Origin of the sequence: Tissierella pigra, assembly GCF_018917845.1 — a bacterium.
Classification (GTDB): domain Bacteria; phylum Bacillota; class Clostridia; order Tissierellales; family Tissierellaceae; genus Tissierella; species Tissierella pigra.
The window spans coordinates 1853413-1872016 of sequence record NZ_JAHLPJ010000001.1 but is presented as its reverse complement, the minus strand read 5'-3'; the positions used below and the strand labels follow the sequence as shown (position 1 = coordinate 1872016).

Below are 18604 nucleotides of genomic sequence, written 5' to 3'. Positions count from 1 at the left end.
CACCACCTATATTAAATTAAAAAAATACTAATATAATAGTATATTACAGGAGCTGTTAATATTATACTATCAAATCTATCTAATACACCACCATGACCTGGCATAATAAATCCATAATCTTTGATTCCGCATAATCTTTTTATCCTTGAAGCAACTAAATCACCTATTTGTGCTATTATAGAACCAAGTACTGCAAGTAATATTAATTTCCACATAGGAGCTAATCTAAAGGATATAGAATATATTATTGTTAAAATAATACTTCCAATGATTCCACCTATAGATCCTTCTACAGTTTTATTTGGACTAATTTTAGGACATAATTTCATTTTTCCAAATAGATTTCCTGCAATATATGCGAATGTATCTGTTCCAAAAGCTATAATAAAAATCAACCAAATATACTTTGTTTTATCTAAATATGCAATATGAAACATTAGAAAAGGAATATATAATATCCCTAAAAAAGTTACAGATATGTCTTTTATTGATATATTCTTATTCATCATAATCAAAATAAGTAAGATAATAATAATAAAAGTAAATACAAGACCCAAATATTTGTTCAATAAAATCGCATTTATAAATAATCCTGTTGCTCCTAAATAACCTACAATATAGACAGGCATAATATCAATCTTTTCTAAGGCTTTATATAATTCCCTTAAACCAACGATTGAAACTATGTAAATAGCAAAAGATAATAAATTTTCACCTTTTGAGACAATAAAGATCAATAGGATTAAACCAATTAAACCACTAACAAACCTCTTACTTAAATCTTTCACTTATATTCCTCCAAATCGTCTATTTCTCTTTTGATAATCAATAATTGATAACAGTAAATGTTTTTCTGTAAAATCGGGCCATAGTACATCAGATAACCAAAATTCTGTATAAGCTATTTGATATAGCATAAAATTACTAATTCTTAGTTCTCCACTTGGTCGAATAAGCAAATCAGGATCTGGTTGCCCTTTAGTATAAAGATAATCGGAAAATTTATCTGCATTTAAATCATTTATATCTATTTTACCCATTTCTACATCATTTAAAAGATTTTTAATTCCAAATATAATTTCATCTCTGCCACCATAATTTAAAGCAATATTTAAAATCATTCCAGTATTTAGGGAGGTTTTTTCTATGGTTTTTATTACTTCTTTTCTTGCAAATTCAGGCAATTTATTAATGTCACCCATTATTTGTACCTTAACATTATTTTTATGCAGTTTATCTAATTCTTTTGCTATGTATTGAACTAAAATTTTCATCAATCCTTGAACTTCTTCCATTGGTCTTTTCCAATTTTCAGTAGAAAAGGCATAAAGAGATAAATACTTTATCCCTAAATTAGAAGCTGCACTAACAATCTCAATTACTCTTTCCATTCCTTCCTGATGTCCAAAATTTCTCGGTAAAAATCTTTTTTTTGCCCATCTACCATTTCCATCCATTATTATCGCAATATGTTTAGGAAGTTTTTCTATATTAATTTGGCTTTTTAATTCCTCTATAGTTTGATTTATAACATTCATAATATCACCTCATTACCAAAAACCCCTTCCTATTGAGAAGGGGTTTTTTACTATATTTCCATTAATTCATCTTCTTTTTTCTTTGTAATAAGATCAAGTTCTTCAATGAATTTATCTGTTATCTTTTGAATTTCATCTTCAGCTAATTTCTTATCATCTTCACTGATTTCCTTGTTTTTTTCCATTTTCTTTAGCTGTTCGTTTAAATCTCTTCTTATGTTTCTAATTGCAATTTTAGCATTTTCACCATTTTTCTTAACAACCTTAGTTAAGTCTTTTCTTCTTTCTTCAGTTAAAGTAGGAATAACTAATCTTATTAATTTTCCATCATTTGTAGGAGTTATTCCTAAATCAGATTTTTGTATCTCCTTTTCAATTACAGGAATTAATTTTACATCCCAAGGTTGAATAACCAACAATCTTGGTTCTGGAGCAGAAACGCTTCCTACTTGTTTTAGTGGTGTAATTTGTCCATAGTAATCCACCGTAATCTTGTCAAGTAATGCAGGATTTGCTCTTCCAGCTCTAATGCTTTGTAATTCTTCTTTGTAAACTGAAATAGTTTTGTTCATTCTTTCTTCAGCTTCTGTGTAAAGTTTAGTATACATAATTAATCCTCCTTTACATGTGTTCCAATTTTTTTTCCTAAAACAACATTAATAATATTATTTGGTTCATCAATGCCAAATACAATTAAGGGAATCTTATTATCCATACATAGAGAAGTTGCAGTAGAATCCATTATACCAAGACCTAAGTTTAATATATCTATATACTTTAAAGTATCAAACTTTTTCGCATTATTATTTATTTTAGGGTCTGAATCATACACACCATCTACACCTTTTTTTGCCAATAATATTACTTCTGCCTCTATTTCAGCAGCCCTTAAAGCTGCAGTGGTATCTGTTGAAAAGTAAGGATTACCAGTTCCTGCAGCAAAAATAACAACCCTACCCTTTTCTAAATGTCTAACAGCTTTTCTTCTTATGTAAGGTTCGGAAATTTGTCTCATTTCTATAGCAGATTGAACTCTAGTATCAACTCCTATATTTTCAAGAGAGTCTTGCAGAGCAAGAGAATTCATTACTGTCCCCAACATGCCTATATAATCAGAGGTGGTTCTGTCCATATCATTAGTTGACCTACCTCGCCAAAAATTTCCGCCACCTACTACTATAGATACTTGTACACCTAGGTTGTGTAATTCTTTAACCTCTTTAGAAATTTGATTAATAGTATCTACGTCAATTCCAGCTCCCTTATGACCCGCTAAGGCCTCGCCACTTATTTTTAAGACTACCCTTTTAAATATCGGGTCCATTGCACTCACTCCTAATGTTAAGTATATTGTTATTTAAATGGAGAACAATTATCTGTTCTCCATTTAATTACATATTCATTTGTTTTGCAACTTCATCAGCAAAGTTTTCTTCTTTTTTCTCGATTCCTTCTCCAACTTCAAATCTAACAAATCTTCTTATTTTTATATTTTCACCTATTTTAGCAATTTTCTCATTTAATAAATCTTTAATCTTAACATCTGAATCTTTAATAAAGTTTTGATCTAATAAGCATATTTGCTCAAAGAATTTTTCTAATCTACCTTCAACCATTTTAGCTGCAACATGTTCTGGTTTACCTTCATTCATAGCTTGCTGAGTAAGTACTTCTCTTTCTCTTTCAATCTCTTCTTCACTAACTTCTTCCCTTGATACATATTTTGGATTTGAAGCTGCAATTTGCATAGCTATATCTTTAACAAATTGTTGGAATTCCTCAGTTTTAGAAACGAAATCTGTTTCAGAGTTTATCTCAACTAAAACACCTATTCTTCCACCATGGATATATGATTCTACTAATCCTTCTGCTGCTATTCTACCTGATTTTTTCGCAGCTTTAGATAGTCCTTTTTCTCTTAGTAAATCTATAGCTTTCTCTATATCGCCGTTGGTTTCTACCAAAGCCTTTTTACAATCCATCATTCCAGCGCCTGTTCTTTCTCTTAACTCTTTTACTGTTGAAGCACTAATATTCATTTTATCCCTCCTATATTGTTAAAAATGGTAAGAGCATAAGAGGATTTACCCCTTTTAACTCTTACCCCACTTTTACTCTTCTACTATTTCTATTTGTTCTCCTTGTTTAGCCTCTAAAACTGCATTTGCTATGGTTTCAGTTAATAATTTAACTGCTCTTATAGCATCATCATTACCAGGAATAACATAATCCACTTCATCTGGATCACAGTTAGTATCTACTATAGCAACAACAGGTATTCCAAGAATATGAGCTTCTTTTACTGCTATTCTTTCTTTTCTTGGATCAACAACAAATAGAACATCTGGTATTCTATTCATATTTTTAATTCCACCAAGGAACTTTTCTAATCTTTCTTCTTCATGTTTTAATTTGATAACTTCTTTTTTAGGTAATAAGTCAAATATTCCTTCTTCTTCCATCTTACCTAGTTCATGAAGTCTATCCACTCTATTTCTAATAGTTTTATAGTTTGTTAGCATACCACCAAGCCATCTTTGATTAACAAAGTGCATATTACATCTTTGTGCTTCACTTTCAATTGCTTCTTGGGCTTGTTTCTTAGTACCTACAAATAATACTTCCCCACCATTAGCCACGATTTCTTTAACGAAATCATAAGATTCTTCTACCTTCTTAACTGTTTTTTGTAAGTCAATAATGTAGATTCCATTTCTTTCAGTAAAAATATACTGCGCCATTTTAGGATTCCATCTTCTAGTTTGATGTCCAAAATGAACTCCTGCTTCTAGTAAACCTTTCATTGTAATTACTGACATACTATTCACCTCCAAGTTTTTTTCCTCCATTCCTTTCATATAATAAAGGAACCCTTAGGCACTACCTTTATTATCATGGAATGTGTGTAATCACTATAGTAGTATAACATATGGTAAATTGTAAAGCAATGTTTTTTGTATAAATATGTCTATTTTTTTATTTCGTAAATTTTTAGTATAATCTCAATTTCTCTAATTCCCTTATTTAGCTTTTTTGCTATTTCTTCTTTTGTTAATCCAATTTCCTTCAATTCAATTACTTTTTTATGAATAGGTATTATATTTGAAATTTCATTTGATTCATTATCTTCAACTTTTATATTTTTATCTTCTATATCTTTATTCTTTATATCTTTTAAAATTTTATTGTTTATTTTATTATCTATTGCGTCCAGTTTATATTCAATTATATCATCAAAGTTTCCAGCAATTTCTTCTGTAAGTTTATAATATTCTTTTAGCTTATTTTCTATTGAGTCTAAATTATTTACTAATTTATTTTGTTTTCTAATATCCTTGAATATAAGGTAAATTGAAAAAATAACTAAAATTAACCCAATTATATTTAAAATAATGTTTAACATCTGGCACCCCTATTATATACGTATATCAATATTACTTCCTATATTTTTATATTTAATTTGTTCTTTTTCTTCTTCTGTAGATTCAGACATGGATTGTGATCTGTTTTTTTTATTATGTGGAGTTTCTTGATTTTTGTCTCGTTTCTCATCTGTAATTCTCGTATTACTGCTTTTATTTGTATCTATAATCTTCTTTTGATTTTTTTTTATATTCTTTTCTTGTTGTATGAATCCACTTTCTACAATGTTTCGATTTTTCATATTTTCTATATGCTTATTACTTGATAACTCTTGAGTTCTTGGAAGCATTACATTATGATCAATAGGTTTAATAGACATACTATCACTCCTTAATATGTTCCTACTCTTATATCACCATTCTCTCTATAAAATCTACACCTTTTCATTTCATCCCTTATGTACATATAACTGTTTCCTATTATAATTTTAACTCCAGGATAAACAGTGTCTGCAACCATAATTTGTCCTCTAGATAAGTCATTTACTTGGTCCTTAAGCTGATTTAATTCCCTTTCTATCTTACTAGTTTCCATACTTAAAGTAAGCTGTCCTTTTATAAGGTTATTATATAATTGAGCTTTACTATCATCTAGTTTATTGGAACGCTTTAAGGTTTCTAAGACTTTTAAAGATTGATTTATTTTTTCCAAATTTTCCTTAGATACTTTTAGTTTGCTGCTTAACTCTTCATACCTATATTTAATATCAGGATCAACACCTACTTCTAACACAGTAGTAGTAGCCATAGATGATCCTATAATTCTAGCTCTGATTTCATTTTTCGCTTTACAGGTTCCACCTACAATTAAACCTTTTTTCCCTAAAACAAGGATATTAGATTTTGATGTAACAGTACTATGCATAATAGCTTCAGCTGTTATATTTTTTCCACAACTAATTACAGCATTTTCAATAAATTTAGTAGAGATATTTCCCTTGGTATTTATAGTTAATCTACTATAACCTTGGATTCCTTGACGTATTAGAATATCACCTTCTGATTCAATATAACCACCCTCTAATGCTCCTTTTACTTCAACAGAACCAGTAGATTTTAAAATAAATCCATTTAGTATATCCTTGTTTACAATTACATTACCATTAAAGTTTATATTACCTGTGCTACTGTCTATATTATCTATACTTAATACAGAAGACACCATAACTCTACCATCATTTAATTCTACTAATCCATCTGATTCCGATTTTAAAAAGAGACCATCAAAAGAAACACCTACATTTTTACCATATTTAAATTTAGGTACCTTTCCCTTAACATGTGGGATTGAATCACCATCTACCCTTATTCCATCTACTCCCTCTACTGGTGATATAATTTCAGCTAAAATATCATCCTTAGATACAGTATTTACAGAATCTAATTCTTTGTAATTTACAGTGCCATCCGGATTTAGTTTAGGTAATAAGGGTTTTTCTAAGTCAAAATAATATTTTATACTACCATCTTGACCACTAATAGGTGGTGTACCCTCAGCAATACAAACTTTCTCATTAACTATATTGCTTTTTAATGCTCTTTTTAAGTCTTCTTCATTTAAACCATGTTTAATATATTGTTTTATATTATTTAATATTTCAATATAATTTAATTTTATATCTTCCTGATCATTTTCTTCTTTTAAAGTAATATAACCAAGTAATCCGTCCCTGCTAATCTCTAGAATTATGTTGTTATATATATTATACATACTCCACCTCCTATAGACCTCTAACTATACCTCTTTTTTCCAATGAACTCTTAATTTTCAAAATAGCTTTACTGTGTATTTGGGAAATTCTAGATTCTGAAAGCTCCATAATATGTCCTATTTCTTTATAAGTTAATTCCTCATAGTAATATAAAGAAATTACCGTTTTTTCACTCTCATTTAAGGAATCTATGGAGTTTGCCAATATTTCCTTTAACTCTTTTGTTTCATAGACTAATTCTGGCGTTACCGTATCATGTTCAATTTCTAAAGGATAACCTTCTTTTGTTAATAATATTTCTTCTAAGGAAGAAATATTAAATGTAGCTATGTCAGATAATAACAATTCTAATTCATTTAAGGAAATTTGTAAATGTTGGGCAATTTCATCATTAGTCGGACTTCTTCCTAGTTCATTTTCAAGATATGAAATTGAGTTTTGAACATCCTTTGACTTTTTTCTCAAGGACCTCGGTATCCAGTCTAATTTTCTAATATTATCAATAATAGATCCTTTTATTCTAATTTGTGCATAGGTTTCAAACTTAATGTTTTTAGTTATATCAAATTTATCAATACTATCTATTAATCCTAATATACCATATCCTAATAAGTCATCATACTCTATCTTACTGCCATAAAAATTATACATTCTTCCTGCAACAATTTTCACTAAAGATACATAATTTTCTATTAGGATTTTTTTTACTTCTTTATCTTTGGTATCATTGTATTTTATCCATAAATTGTTTATATCCATCTTATTTCCCCCCATGGAAATTATATTGTTTTTTCTCCATGGCCAATAGTCTTAACTTGTAATGAACCATCTGTGGAATTTAATATTATAGTTCTACCAAAATTTCCTCCTGTATCCTCTGAAACTATTTTAATATTCAATTCTTTTAGCTTTGTCTTAGTAGCAAGTACATTTCTTTCGCCAATTTTTAAGATATCATTATTAGAATTAAAATTAAACATCTGAGACCCACCAGCTATTTTAGCTATTAAATTGTTTTTATTGGCACCTATTCTAATCATTGAGTCTAATAATTCTTCAATACCTGTGTCTGCAAACTTAGCTTTATTTTCATTATTTTTTATGTCCCTACTGGAAGGTAGCATAATATGAGCTAGTCCAGCAATCTTATTTGTTTTGTCATATAATACAATTCCTACACAAGAGCCCAAGCCTAGTGTAGTCAAATTATTAGGGCATTTAGTCACATTCAAATCAGCCATTCCAACTTTTATAGTTTTTATATCCATTCTATTTTACTCCCAGTGCAACTAATATTTTATCAAAAGATTCTAAGTCTGGAAGGAAGAATAGATTTCCAGACACTAGGTTTCTTTCTTCTTCAAAAACAGTCTCTACCATCAAGGCATGATCTGATACATGTCCGTATTGAATAGCTGGCACACTAAGAATAGCGCCTGCCATATCTATAGAAATTGATGGAACAGATATAAAGACCTTTAGCCCCGTAAGAGAAGATAAGGAGTTAGCATAAGATGATGCTATAATATTTCCTACTTCTGATAAAGCTGATATATCCATATCATCAAGCTCCTGACCTTCTTTTTCTCTATTATAAAGTAAATTTGTTAAGTTGATGGCAGAATTTAAATCTAATGCAAACATCATATTGCCTACTACATCTTCTTGAAGTTCAAAATAAATTCCAATTACTAGATTCTCTTCTCCTCCTAATATTTCCGCAACCTCTTTAAACTCCATAATACGTACATTAGGAACTCTCATATCTATTTTTTTAGCTATCATACTTGCCAAAGCAGTAGCAGCATTTCCTGCACCTATATTTCCTAACTCTTTAAGCACATCTATCATAAAATTATTCAAATTTTCTACATTAATAGTCATATTAGACACCCCTAATACTCTAGTATTTTTGATAACTCTAATAATATTATTAATCTATCAGTTAATTTACCAATTCCATATACATAAGATAAATATTCATTATCAGAAGAAACAGGGGTATTGTCGATGACTTCCTTGTCTATCTCTATAACTTCAGAAGATGAATCAACTATTAGTCCTGCTAATACTTCATCATCTGAAACTATAATTATACGAGTATTATTGTTTATCTCCTTTGGCTTAAGATTAAGTTTTAATCTTAAATCTATTAACGAAATAACTTCTCCTCTTAGATTAATAACTCCCTTAACATGACTTGGAGCATTGGGAATTCTAGTGGATTCTTCCATTTTTTCTATAGAAATAACTTTACTAATAGGGATTCCATAATATTCCTTTTCTAATTTAAATACTACATATTTATTATCTATTGTATCAGTCATATTGTCTCCCTCCTATATTAGTGAATTAACATCTAATATTAATGAAATTTTTCCATTACCCAAGATTGTAGCACCAGATAAGTATTTTACACCACTTAAATATTTACCTAAGCTTTTAATAACAATTTCTTGTTGTCCGATTAAATTATCTACTATTAACCCAGCTTGTTTTTCACCTTTTTTAACTACTACAACTATTAAATCTTCTTTTTCATCATTATCTGAAATATCAAGTACATCTTTTAATCTTATGATTGGTAAAGTCATACCTCTATAAAGTACGATTTCTTGACCTTGTACATCTCTAATTTGGCTCTTTGATATATTTACTATTTCAGTAATAGAACTTAATGGAATAGCATATATCTCATGACTTAATTTTATAAGCAACGCTTGAATTATCGCTAATGTTAAAGGAATTCGAATTATAAACTTTGTACCTTTACCTTGAACACTGACAACTTCTATATTACCATTTATTGCTTCAATTTTACTTCTAACAACATCAAGCCCTACTCCTCTTCCTGAAACATCTGATATAACTTCTGATGTACTGAAACCTGCTTCAAATAATAGATTAATACTATCCTCCACTGATAAATTTTCAGCTTCTTTTTCATCTAAAATTCCTTTTTCAATAGCTTTTTTTCTAATAGCATTATGATCTAGACCTTTACCATCATCTTCAACCTCAATCACGACATTATTTCCATCAGGATAAGATTTAAGAACAACAATACCTTTTTCTTCTTTTCCGTTTTTTAGTCTATCAGCAGGTAATTCAATTCCATGGTCAATAGAATTCCTAATTAAGTGAATCAATGGATCTCCTATTTCATCTATTACAGTTCTATCAACTTCAGTCTCTTCTCCACTCATCTCCAATGATATTTCTTTGCCAAGCTCTTTAGACAAATCTCTTACTAACCTTGGAAATCTATTAAATACTCTTTCTATAGGAACCATTCTAACTTTCATTACAGCATCATGTAAACTAGTGGTTATTCTTTCTAAATATTCTATGGTCTCTGATATACCTTCACCAGTAGTTTTTTCACTTAAATCATCCATTCGAGTTTTAATTATTATTAACTCGCTGACTAAATTCATCAAATTATCTAATCTTTCAATATCTACCCTAACAGTTTTTCCAACTTTTCCTTGATTACCTTGGGAAGCCTTTTCACTTTTATCATTTTTGGGTAATTTCGTATCAATGGTTTTTGTTTCATTTACAATGATTTCTTCTCTATAATCTTCAATTTCAAAGTCTGATAAATCAATTTTTTCCACCTCTGAAATTTGATTTAGCTCCTTTAATATATCAGATTTTTTATTAGCACTTACTATAATAACAGAAAATCTAAAGTCAAATTTCTCGTCTTCAATATCTTCTACAGAAGGATTAGAATAGATAATTTCTCCAAAAGTTTCTAAAGTACTGAATACAATAAAAGCTCGTGCTGACTTTAACATACAAGACTCACTTAAAGTAAAATCTATTTTATATATAAACAGACCTTCATTTTTAGCTTTATTTACAGCCTCCATAATAAATCCATCAATTTTATCTTTTGTTTCTACTTCAGTATTTCTTTCAATTTCATTTTCATCATTTAAAATATTTCTTAATTTACTTATTAGGGGTTCATTTGTATCACTACTTTCTACTCCAGTATTGATAATTGTACCTACTGAGGAATCTAAAGCATCAAAACATTCAAATAAAATATCAATTATATTCTCTGAAATTTTTACTTCATTACTCCTTACTGCTTGTAAAACATTTTCCATTTCATGAGTTAAATTAGCCATATTATGAAATCCCATTGTACCTGACATTCCTTTTAGAGTATGAGCTACTCTAAAAATTTCATTTATACTTTCTATATGAGAAAAATCCTTTTCTAACTCCAGTAAAACATCATTCATATTTTGTAAATGCTCTTTTGCTTCTTCAACGAATATATTTATATATTGACCAATATCCAAATCCATCTTTTACACCTCCAATTTATTGATTATTTCTCTTCCTATGTCTTCCAAAGGCAAAACCTTATCTATAGATTTTGTAGCAATGGCAGATTTAGGCATACCAAAGACAACTGATGTAGATTCATCTTGAGCTATGGTATAGCTGTTGTTTTTTTTCATTTCTATTATACCTTTTGTTCCATCAGAACCCATTCCTGTTAAAATAACTCCTATTTTAGAATAACCTTTTATTCTAGATACTGATTCCATCATTCTATCAACTGTAGGTCTTAGTCCCATTACCTTAGGCTCTTGATTTAATTTTATTACAAGACTATCACCCACCTTTACTACTTCCATATGATAATCTCCTGGTGCAATATATCCATGTCCTCTTAAAAGTATATCACCATCTTCCGCTTCCTTTATCTTAATATTTGAAATAGAATTTAATCTTTCTGCTAAAGATTTAGTAAATTTAGGCGGCATATGCTGCACTATGACAATACTAGCATTAATATCTTTAGGAATTTCTGGAAGTAATGACTGTAATGCTCTAGGTCCTCCCGTTGATGTCCCAATAGCTATTATATTACTAAATTTTTTACTTTCTAGAATTGAATTCTCAAAAGATGGCTTTGGAATACTCTTAATTTTAACTGATTGCTCAATGTGAACCTTCGATTTTGCACCTGCTTTAATTTTTTCAATAATTTCATTTTTGATTTCATTTTGACTTAAACTAAATATATTAGTAGGTTTAGATAAAAAGTCAATTGCTCCTTCATCTAATGCTTTCAGTGTTAATTCTGCACCTTCTATTGTTAAAGAACTAATCATAATAACAGGCAAATCATACTTAGATATAATATGCTTCAATGTTGTCAATCCATCCATTAAAGGCATTTCAATGTCTAAGGTTATTATATCCGGCTTTAATATCTCTATTTTTTCCAAAGCTTCTTTTCCATTTTTTGCAGTACCTACTACAGATATTTCACTATCTAATTTCAAAATATCTGTTAATATTTTTCTAATTAAAGCAGAATCATCCACTATTAAAACTTTAATCATCTATATCAGCCCTTTTAACCTTAAAATTCTCTGTTGCTCAAAAATATACCTAATAATTTCATCTCTCATCTCATTTTCAATTTCTAAGAATTTGACACCTATACTATACTTATAGTTAAGACTATTTGACTCCTCTATACGCACAACTTTACATTTGACATTTATATGCCTTATATTTAATTTAAAGAAGCATGTTATTTCATCCCCTTCTTTATGCTTATAATTGCAGTTAAGTTTCATTCCACCGCCTGAGATGTCCTTAGTTTCACAGGGCTCAGAATACTTCTCTACATCATCACCTTGAACTATTAAATGTTCTTTTGAAACTTCAAGAGTTGCTAGAAGCCTATAGTAATTTCTAAGTTGAATTTTTCCTACTTTAGATGCCCTTGTTATTGTCAAAGTATACATAGGAGAAATAGCCCTATCTAGTATTTGAGCTGTAAAAAAGTATTTTCCTTTATTCTCAACATTATAAGAAACATATATTTTATCATTTTTATGTAACAAAATTAAATTATTTTGTTTAATTGGTCCACTAATTATTATTTCACTTGATTCCAGTATATCTAAAACTTGTGATGGATATATTAAACTTTCATCATAGGGTTTAATAATATCTACCTTTGTACCTATGGTTAAATAATCAGCTCCAGAACTCACTTATTCACCCCTTCCTAAAAAAATATCTAATATCCTTTTACTAAAGCTTTTCTTCGTATTTTCATCCTTTACAGATTTAGTACCCAGAAAGTTCATTGCCATTACATTTATTTTTCTAGAAATAGAATTATTTGGATTAGATATTGTAAATGGTATTTGATTTCTTACAGCATTATTCACTAAATCACTTTTTTCTATATACCCTAAATAATTAATATCTCTCTGCAAAAATTTATTTGTAGTATTATACAGTTTATTAAATATTTCAGTCCCTTCACTCTTACTATTTACCAAATTACAAACTATGTTTATAGGTCCTGGGAATCCCGTATAAAATATAGATTTTATTAATGTATAAGAATCCATAAGAGATGTTGGATCTGGAGTACAAATTATAATAGTTTCATCGGAGGTCATTATAAAATCTGTTACAGCTTTTGAAATTCCAGCCCCTGTATCTATTATAATATAATCTGTGGAAGACTGTAACTTTTCAATTTCCTTTAATAGTTTTGGAAAATTATCGTCTTTCAATAGACTTAACTCTTTTAAACCAGAACCACCAGAAATAATCTTTATACCTTCAGGACCAATAGACATTATTTCAAATATATCTTTATTGGAAAATATTATATCAGATATGGTAAAATTCATATTAACTCCAGCTAATATTTCGATATTACTTAGTCCTATATCTGCATCAATTATAGCAACTTCATATCCTAACCTTTTTAAAGTTATAGCAAAGTTTATAGCAAAATTAGTCTTACCTACTCCACCTTTACCACTTGATATGGAAATAACCTTAGCCTTATTATTTACTACTGTTATTTCCTCTTGATTCACAGACTTAAATTCCATGATTTTCCTTAAGTTTTTTGCTTGATCATTCATTGTCTTTCTCCTCAATAAGCTTATCAGCAATATGATCAACATCTATTATTTGGATGTCATCTGGTACATTTTGTCCTGTTGTTAAATATGAAAGTTCTTTATTGGTAATATACCTTATATTAAATATATTACCATAATTTTCTGCCTCATCAATTTTAGTAATTATTAATCTATAATTATCTAAAAAGTTATACTTTGATATTAAGGTATTTAATACATTCCAATCTATATTTGCATTAATCAATAAAAATATATCCTTAACTTTAGTTGTATCTATAGTATGTTTTAACTCTTGTATTTGTTCTATATCGTTATGATTTCTTCCAGCAGTATCTATAAAAATAATATCTTTATCCTTAAAATTATAAATCGCTTTTTCCATGTCAGTTTTATCATATGCAATCTCCAAGGGTAACTGTAAAATGTCACTATAGGTTTTTAATTGTTCTACAGCAGCAATTCTATAAGTATCAGATGTTATCAATCCAATTTTATACTCATCTTTAAGTACAAAACTTGCTGCTACTTTAGCCAAGGTAGTTGTCTTACCAACACCTGTAGGTCCAACGAAAAAAACAATCTTTTGCGATTCATCCACTTCAATTGGTTGGGGTTTTCCTAGAACTTCAACTAAACTAAATTTCAATATTTTTTTAATTGTATTTCTATCTTTTCCACTTAGATTGACTTCTTCCTCCATCTTTTTTAATAGATTTATTGCTATTTCAGAGTTCACTCCATTTTCAACCATGATTTTGTAAAACTCCTCTAAAATTGGTGGAATTTCTTCTTTTCTATCTTCCATTTTGCTTAAAGAACTATTCATTATCATATTTTTCAATTGAGCTAATTCTTTATTGATATTATTTAACTCTTTTGCATATGGATGAACAGCACTTTTGCTTCTTAGTAAATCTTTTTCTTCAAAGGCAGCTGTAATTTCTACTAAAGGTTTTTTAAAATAACTGAATATACCTTTAGCCCTGATAGTTTTAGTACTCAGTACTACTGCATCAGGGCCTAATTCCATCTTTAACTTTAACATCGCTTCATGGGTTGTTTTACCTATATATTTTTTAATCTTCATTATATAACTACCACCCCGACTGATTGAACCTCAACAGAGGATTCAAGTTCATTATAAGATATGACAATTATATCACGAGTCATCTGTTCTGTTAATTTTTTAAAATATATTCTAACGATAGGTGCTGTAAGTATTATGGGTTGTTCGCCTATTGATGTAAGCTTCTGAATAATTTTCAATGTATTATTAAGTATTAGTTGTACCTTACTAGGATCTATAGATAAATATGAGCCTGTCTCAGTTTTATTAATGGAATTCATGATTAATTCTTCTATTCCATTATCTAAAGTTACAACATTTAAACTATTGTTCTCCACATATTTATTTGTAATATATCCTGACATTCTTTGTCTAACATATTCTGTAAGTAAATCAGTATCACTTGTAATGCTTCCATAATCTGCCAAGGTCTCCAAAATGCTGACCATATCTCTTATACTAATCTGCTCTCTAAGTAAATTAGATAAAACCTTTTGAACTTCTCCAAGAGATAATACTTTTGGAACTACTTCTTCAACGACTGCTGGATATTCTTCTCTAACATTTTCAATCAATGTCTTTACATCTTGTCTGCCAATAAGTTCATAGGCTTTTTCTTTAATTACCTCAGTTAAATGAGTGGCTATTACAGAAGGTGGGTCTACTACAGTATATCCGAAAATTTCAGCTTTTTCTCTTTCCTTTTCCGTAATCCATTTTGCTGGTAGACCAAAAGCTGGTTCTATGGTCTCTATACCTTCAATACTCCCTTCACCTACTCCTGAATCCATAGCTAAATAATGATCAAAATATACTTCTCCTTTTGAAACCTTGACACCTTTAACTTTTATTATGTATTCATTAGGGTTTAATTGAATATTATCTCTAAGTCTTACTATGGGCACTACTAAACCCAGTTCCATAGCAATTTGACGTCTAATCATTACTATTCTATCTAGTAAATCTCCACCTTGATCTATATCCGCTAAAGGTAGCAAACCATATCCAAATTCCAATTCAATATCATCTACTTTTAATAATCCTAGTACATTTTCTGGTCTTCTTAATTCTTCTGCTTCTGATGTTGATGCAATTTCTGGTTCTGCCATTTCCAGCTTATCTGAAACTTTAGCTCTTAACCCCAGGAATATAAATATAGCACCTAAAAGAATGTTTGCAAATTTTGGTAGTGGTGTTAGTATACCTAATGCGATCATTACTCCACCTATAATAAGTAATATCATTCTGTTGGAGAATAACTGCTTAATCAAATCTTGTCCTAAATTTGCTTCAGATGCCGCTCTGGTAACTACTAGACCTGTTGCCGTGGAAATAAGTAAAGCTGGAATTTGTCCCACTAGTCCATCCCCTACCGTTAATACAGTATATCTCTGTAGAGCTTGTTGAAATGGCATACCTTTACCTATAATTCCAATAAGAAATCCAGCCCCAATGTTAATTATAGTAATGATTATACCTGCAATAGCATCACCTTTTACGAATTTACTGGCCCCATCCATTGCACCATAAAAATCTGCATACTTCTGTACATCTTTTCTTCTTTGCCTTGCTTCATCTTCTGTAATTAATCCAGCATTTAAATCAGCATCTATAGCCATTTGCTTACCTGGCATTGCATCTAATGTAAATCTAGCTGCAACTTCAGATACTCTTTCAGCACCTTTTGTAATTACTAGAAAGTTTATAAGCACGATTATAAGGAATATTATAAAACCAACAACTGCATCATTTCCAATTACAAAGTTTCCAAAGGCTTCTACTACTCCTCCTGCATCTGCATCTTTAAGAATACCTCTTGTGGTTGAGACATTTAATGTTAGTCTAAATAAAGTAGTTAAAAGTAGTAGTGATGGAAATATGGTTATCTGTAATGCGTCCTCTGCATACATGGATAATAACAAAATCAATAAGGATAGTGAAATATTTAGACTTAATAAAAAGTCCAGTATCCCCTTCGGTACTGGGATTATGATCATAAGAATTATTCCAATTATTGCTAAAGCTACAAATGTATCTCCTCTCTTCATTTACTATCCTCCTAATTTTCATCTTTTAAACTATAAACATATGCCAATACTTCAGCAACTGCTTCGTATAGGTCTTCAGTAATTATATCACCAATATCTATTGAATCATAAATAGCTCTTGCCAAAGGCTTATTTTCCACTATGGGTATCATATTTTCTTTAGCTATTTTCTTTATATTTTCAGCTATTAAATCAACACCCTTTCCCAATATGTAAGGAGCAAGAAATTTATCCTTATCATATTTTATTGCAATTGCATAGTGTGTAGGGTTTGTGATTATTACATCTGCTTTAGGTATATCTTGCATCATTCGACTCATAGCCATTCTTCTTTGTCTCTCTTTGATTTTTCCCTTAATAAATGGATCCCCTTCAGTCTGTTTGTACTCTTCCTTTATTTCTTGTTTACTCATCATAAGATTCTTTTCATGTTGACGCCATTGAAAAATATAATCCATAATTGCTAAAACAAAAAGAACACTTAAAATCCTGATAATAAAACCATAGAGTAGATTAGAGAAGTTTATAAAGGACTCAATAGGTTCCATACTTGATAACTCTACTATTCTCGCTATTTGATCTTTTCCATAATTTATAGTAACGTATCCTACTAACCATAGCTTTAAAACAGATTTAACTAGTTCCATTAAAGCACGTTTAGAAAATATCTTTTTGAAGCCTTCTATGGGGTTTAATCTGTTTAATTTTATTTTTAATGTTTTATTAGTAAATAAAAACCCCACTTGAAAATAATTAATAATCAAAGAAGATAAAAAAGCAACCGCTAAAATAGGAGCCGATACTATTATAAAAACAGTTAATATTTTTAAAAAGTTAATCATTAAATTATTATAATTTAGGAATACATCTGTATTATTTATTTCACTAAAAATATCAATCATAAACTTTTTTAACTGTTCACTCATAAAACCGCCAAATACCTTCAGCCCTATAAAACAACTAAAAAGAATTACAACAGTATTTATTTCTTTACTTTGAAGAATTTGTCCCTCTTCCCTGGCATCTCTTCTCTTTTTCGGTGTAGGCTTTTCAGTCTTTTCAGAAAATAATTGTAAATCTAATTTTAATATCATAATATCAACCTTAATCACATTTTTATAAACTTATAAATATCATTGACAATTAAATCTAAAATACTATCTATTGTAGTAAAAAAAATGGGCATACTAATTATAATAATTAATAGTCCTATTATTACTTTTAGAGGCATACCTACAACAAATACATTCATCTGGGGAATAGTCTTGGATATAATTCCTAAAACTATATCCGTAATAAATATTATAGCTACCACTGGTGCACTTAATTTAAATCCTATTTCAAAGGATTTAGCCAGAGAATTTATAAGTATATTTACTATATCTCCCGTATACTTAAAACTTCCTATTGGTAAAAAATCATAACTATTAACTAAGGCTGATATGATCAAATGATGTCCATTTATTCTCATTAGTAATAGAAATGAAAGTATGTAATAAAAGTTTCCCATTAGAGGAACTTGAGTTCTGTTTAGGGGATCTATTACATTTGCCATACCGAATCCAATTTTCATATCCATAATTTGACCCATTATATAGAAAATCGAAAAAAAGCTATAGGAGATGAATCCAATTATTATCCCTATCATCAACTCCTTTAATATAACAAATAAAATTATTTCATTATTAAAATCAGGAGTTATTGGTAAATAGGACGTTATCAATAAAGATATAAAAAAAGTTAATCCCACTTTCATTGTATTTGGTATATTTTGAGCACTAAAAAAAGGTGAAAAAATGAAAATTCCTGATGTTCTAACCATAACAAGTAAAAATAGTTGATACTTACTAAGAAGTAAATCTAAAATCATATCCATATTAATCACC

At 29.2% G+C, this 18604-nt stretch carries 21 protein-coding genes; all 21 read right to left on the bottom strand.

Features of this window, described 5'->3' with window-relative positions; genetic code table 11:
* Positions 1-11: 11 nt before the first annotated feature.
* The gene (locus KQI41_RS09135; protein ID WP_216585153.1) at positions 12-788 is read right to left on the bottom strand and encodes a phosphatidate cytidylyltransferase; all 777 of its coding nucleotides are present in this window, start codon (positions 786-788) and stop codon (positions 12-14) included.
* Entirely contained in the window at positions 789-1538 is a 750-nt protein-coding gene (locus tag KQI41_RS09130; RefSeq protein ID WP_154438108.1) for an undecaprenyl pyrophosphate synthase, read from the bottom strand.
* 50 nt (positions 1539-1588) lie between these two features.
* Positions 1589-2146 (bottom strand): ribosome recycling factor, encoded by a 558-nt coding sequence (gene frr / locus KQI41_RS09125; protein WP_154438110.1) that lies wholly within the window; start codon positions 2144-2146, stop codon positions 1589-1591.
* A gap of 2 nt (positions 2147-2148) precedes the next feature.
* A complete protein-coding gene (gene pyrH / locus KQI41_RS09120; protein WP_154438112.1) occupies positions 2149-2862 on the bottom strand; it encodes a UMP kinase in 714 nt (237 codons plus the stop codon).
* Positions 2863-2929: 67 nt separating this feature from the next.
* Entirely contained in the window at positions 2930-3577 is a 648-nt protein-coding gene (tsf, locus tag KQI41_RS09115; protein ID WP_154438114.1) for a translation elongation factor Ts, read from the bottom strand.
* 72 nt (positions 3578-3649) lie between these two features.
* On the bottom strand, positions 3650-4357 hold the full coding sequence (gene rpsB, locus KQI41_RS09110) for a 30S ribosomal protein S2 (RefSeq protein WP_154438116.1): 708 nt from the start codon (positions 4355-4357) through the stop codon (positions 3650-3652).
* Positions 4358-4506: 149 nt separating this feature from the next.
* Positions 4507-4941 carry a hypothetical protein gene (locus KQI41_RS09105; protein ID WP_154438118.1) on the bottom strand — a complete coding sequence of 145 codons (435 nt, stop codon included), beginning with the start codon at positions 4939-4941 and terminating at the stop codon, positions 4507-4509.
* A gap of 12 nt (positions 4942-4953) precedes the next feature.
* On the bottom strand, positions 4954-5280 hold the full coding sequence (locus tag KQI41_RS09100) for a hypothetical protein (RefSeq protein WP_154438120.1): 327 nt from the start codon (positions 5278-5280) through the stop codon (positions 4954-4956).
* 11 nt (positions 5281-5291) lie between these two features.
* The gene (locus tag KQI41_RS09095) at positions 5292-6671 is read right to left on the bottom strand and encodes a flagellar assembly protein A (RefSeq protein ID WP_154438122.1); all 1380 of its coding nucleotides are present in this window, start codon (positions 6669-6671) and stop codon (positions 5292-5294) included.
* 10 nt (positions 6672-6681) lie between these two features.
* Positions 6682-7431: a sigma-70 family RNA polymerase sigma factor gene (locus tag KQI41_RS09090; protein WP_154438124.1), complete on the bottom strand. Its 750-nt coding sequence runs from the start codon at positions 7429-7431 to the stop codon at positions 6682-6684.
* 20 nt (positions 7432-7451) lie between these two features.
* On the bottom strand, positions 7452-7940 hold the full coding sequence (locus tag KQI41_RS09085; RefSeq protein ID WP_154438126.1) for a chemotaxis protein CheD: 489 nt from the start codon (positions 7938-7940) through the stop codon (positions 7452-7454).
* A 1-nt stretch (position 7941) separates the two neighbouring features.
* Positions 7942-8556: a chemotaxis protein CheC gene (locus tag KQI41_RS09080; RefSeq protein ID WP_154438128.1), complete on the bottom strand. Its 615-nt coding sequence runs from the start codon at positions 8554-8556 to the stop codon at positions 7942-7944.
* A gap of 11 nt (positions 8557-8567) precedes the next feature.
* Positions 8568-8999 (bottom strand): chemotaxis protein CheW, encoded by a 432-nt coding sequence (locus tag KQI41_RS09075; protein ID WP_154438130.1) that lies wholly within the window; start codon positions 8997-8999, stop codon positions 8568-8570.
* A 12-nt stretch (positions 9000-9011) separates the two neighbouring features.
* A complete protein-coding gene (locus KQI41_RS09070; protein ID WP_216585152.1) occupies positions 9012-10997 on the bottom strand; it encodes a chemotaxis protein CheA in 1986 nt (661 codons plus the stop codon).
* 3 nt (positions 10998-11000) lie between these two features.
* Positions 11001-12047, bottom strand: a complete 1047-nt coding sequence (locus KQI41_RS09065) for a protein-glutamate methylesterase/protein-glutamine glutaminase (protein WP_154438132.1) — start codon at positions 12045-12047, stop codon at positions 11001-11003.
* The gene (locus KQI41_RS19285) at positions 12048-12710 is read right to left on the bottom strand and encodes a flagellar brake protein (protein WP_154438134.1); all 663 of its coding nucleotides are present in this window, start codon (positions 12708-12710) and stop codon (positions 12048-12050) included.
* Positions 12711-13604, bottom strand: a complete 894-nt coding sequence (locus tag KQI41_RS09055; RefSeq protein WP_195837876.1) for a MinD/ParA family protein — start codon at positions 13602-13604, stop codon at positions 12711-12713.
* Complete coding sequence (flhF, locus tag KQI41_RS09050) at positions 13597-14691, bottom strand: flagellar biosynthesis GTPase FlhF (protein ID WP_154438138.1); 1095 nt, start codon at positions 14689-14691, stop codon at positions 13597-13599. The genes KQI41_RS09055 and flhF overlap by 8 nt, the downstream gene beginning before the upstream one ends.
* A complete protein-coding gene (gene flhA, locus KQI41_RS09045; RefSeq protein WP_154438140.1) occupies positions 14691-16718 on the bottom strand; it encodes a flagellar biosynthesis protein FlhA in 2028 nt (675 codons plus the stop codon). Before flhA ends, flhF begins: the two co-directional genes overlap by 1 nt.
* An 11-nt stretch (positions 16719-16729) precedes the next feature.
* Positions 16730-17812, bottom strand: a complete 1083-nt coding sequence (flhB, locus tag KQI41_RS09040) for a flagellar biosynthesis protein FlhB (protein ID WP_154438142.1) — start codon at positions 17810-17812, stop codon at positions 16730-16732.
* Positions 17813-17826: 14 nt separating this feature from the next.
* Positions 17827-18594 carry a flagellar biosynthetic protein FliR gene (fliR, locus tag KQI41_RS09035; RefSeq protein WP_154438144.1) on the bottom strand — a complete coding sequence of 256 codons (768 nt, stop codon included), beginning with the start codon at positions 18592-18594 and terminating at the stop codon, positions 17827-17829.
* Positions 18595-18604 lie beyond the last annotated feature (10 nt).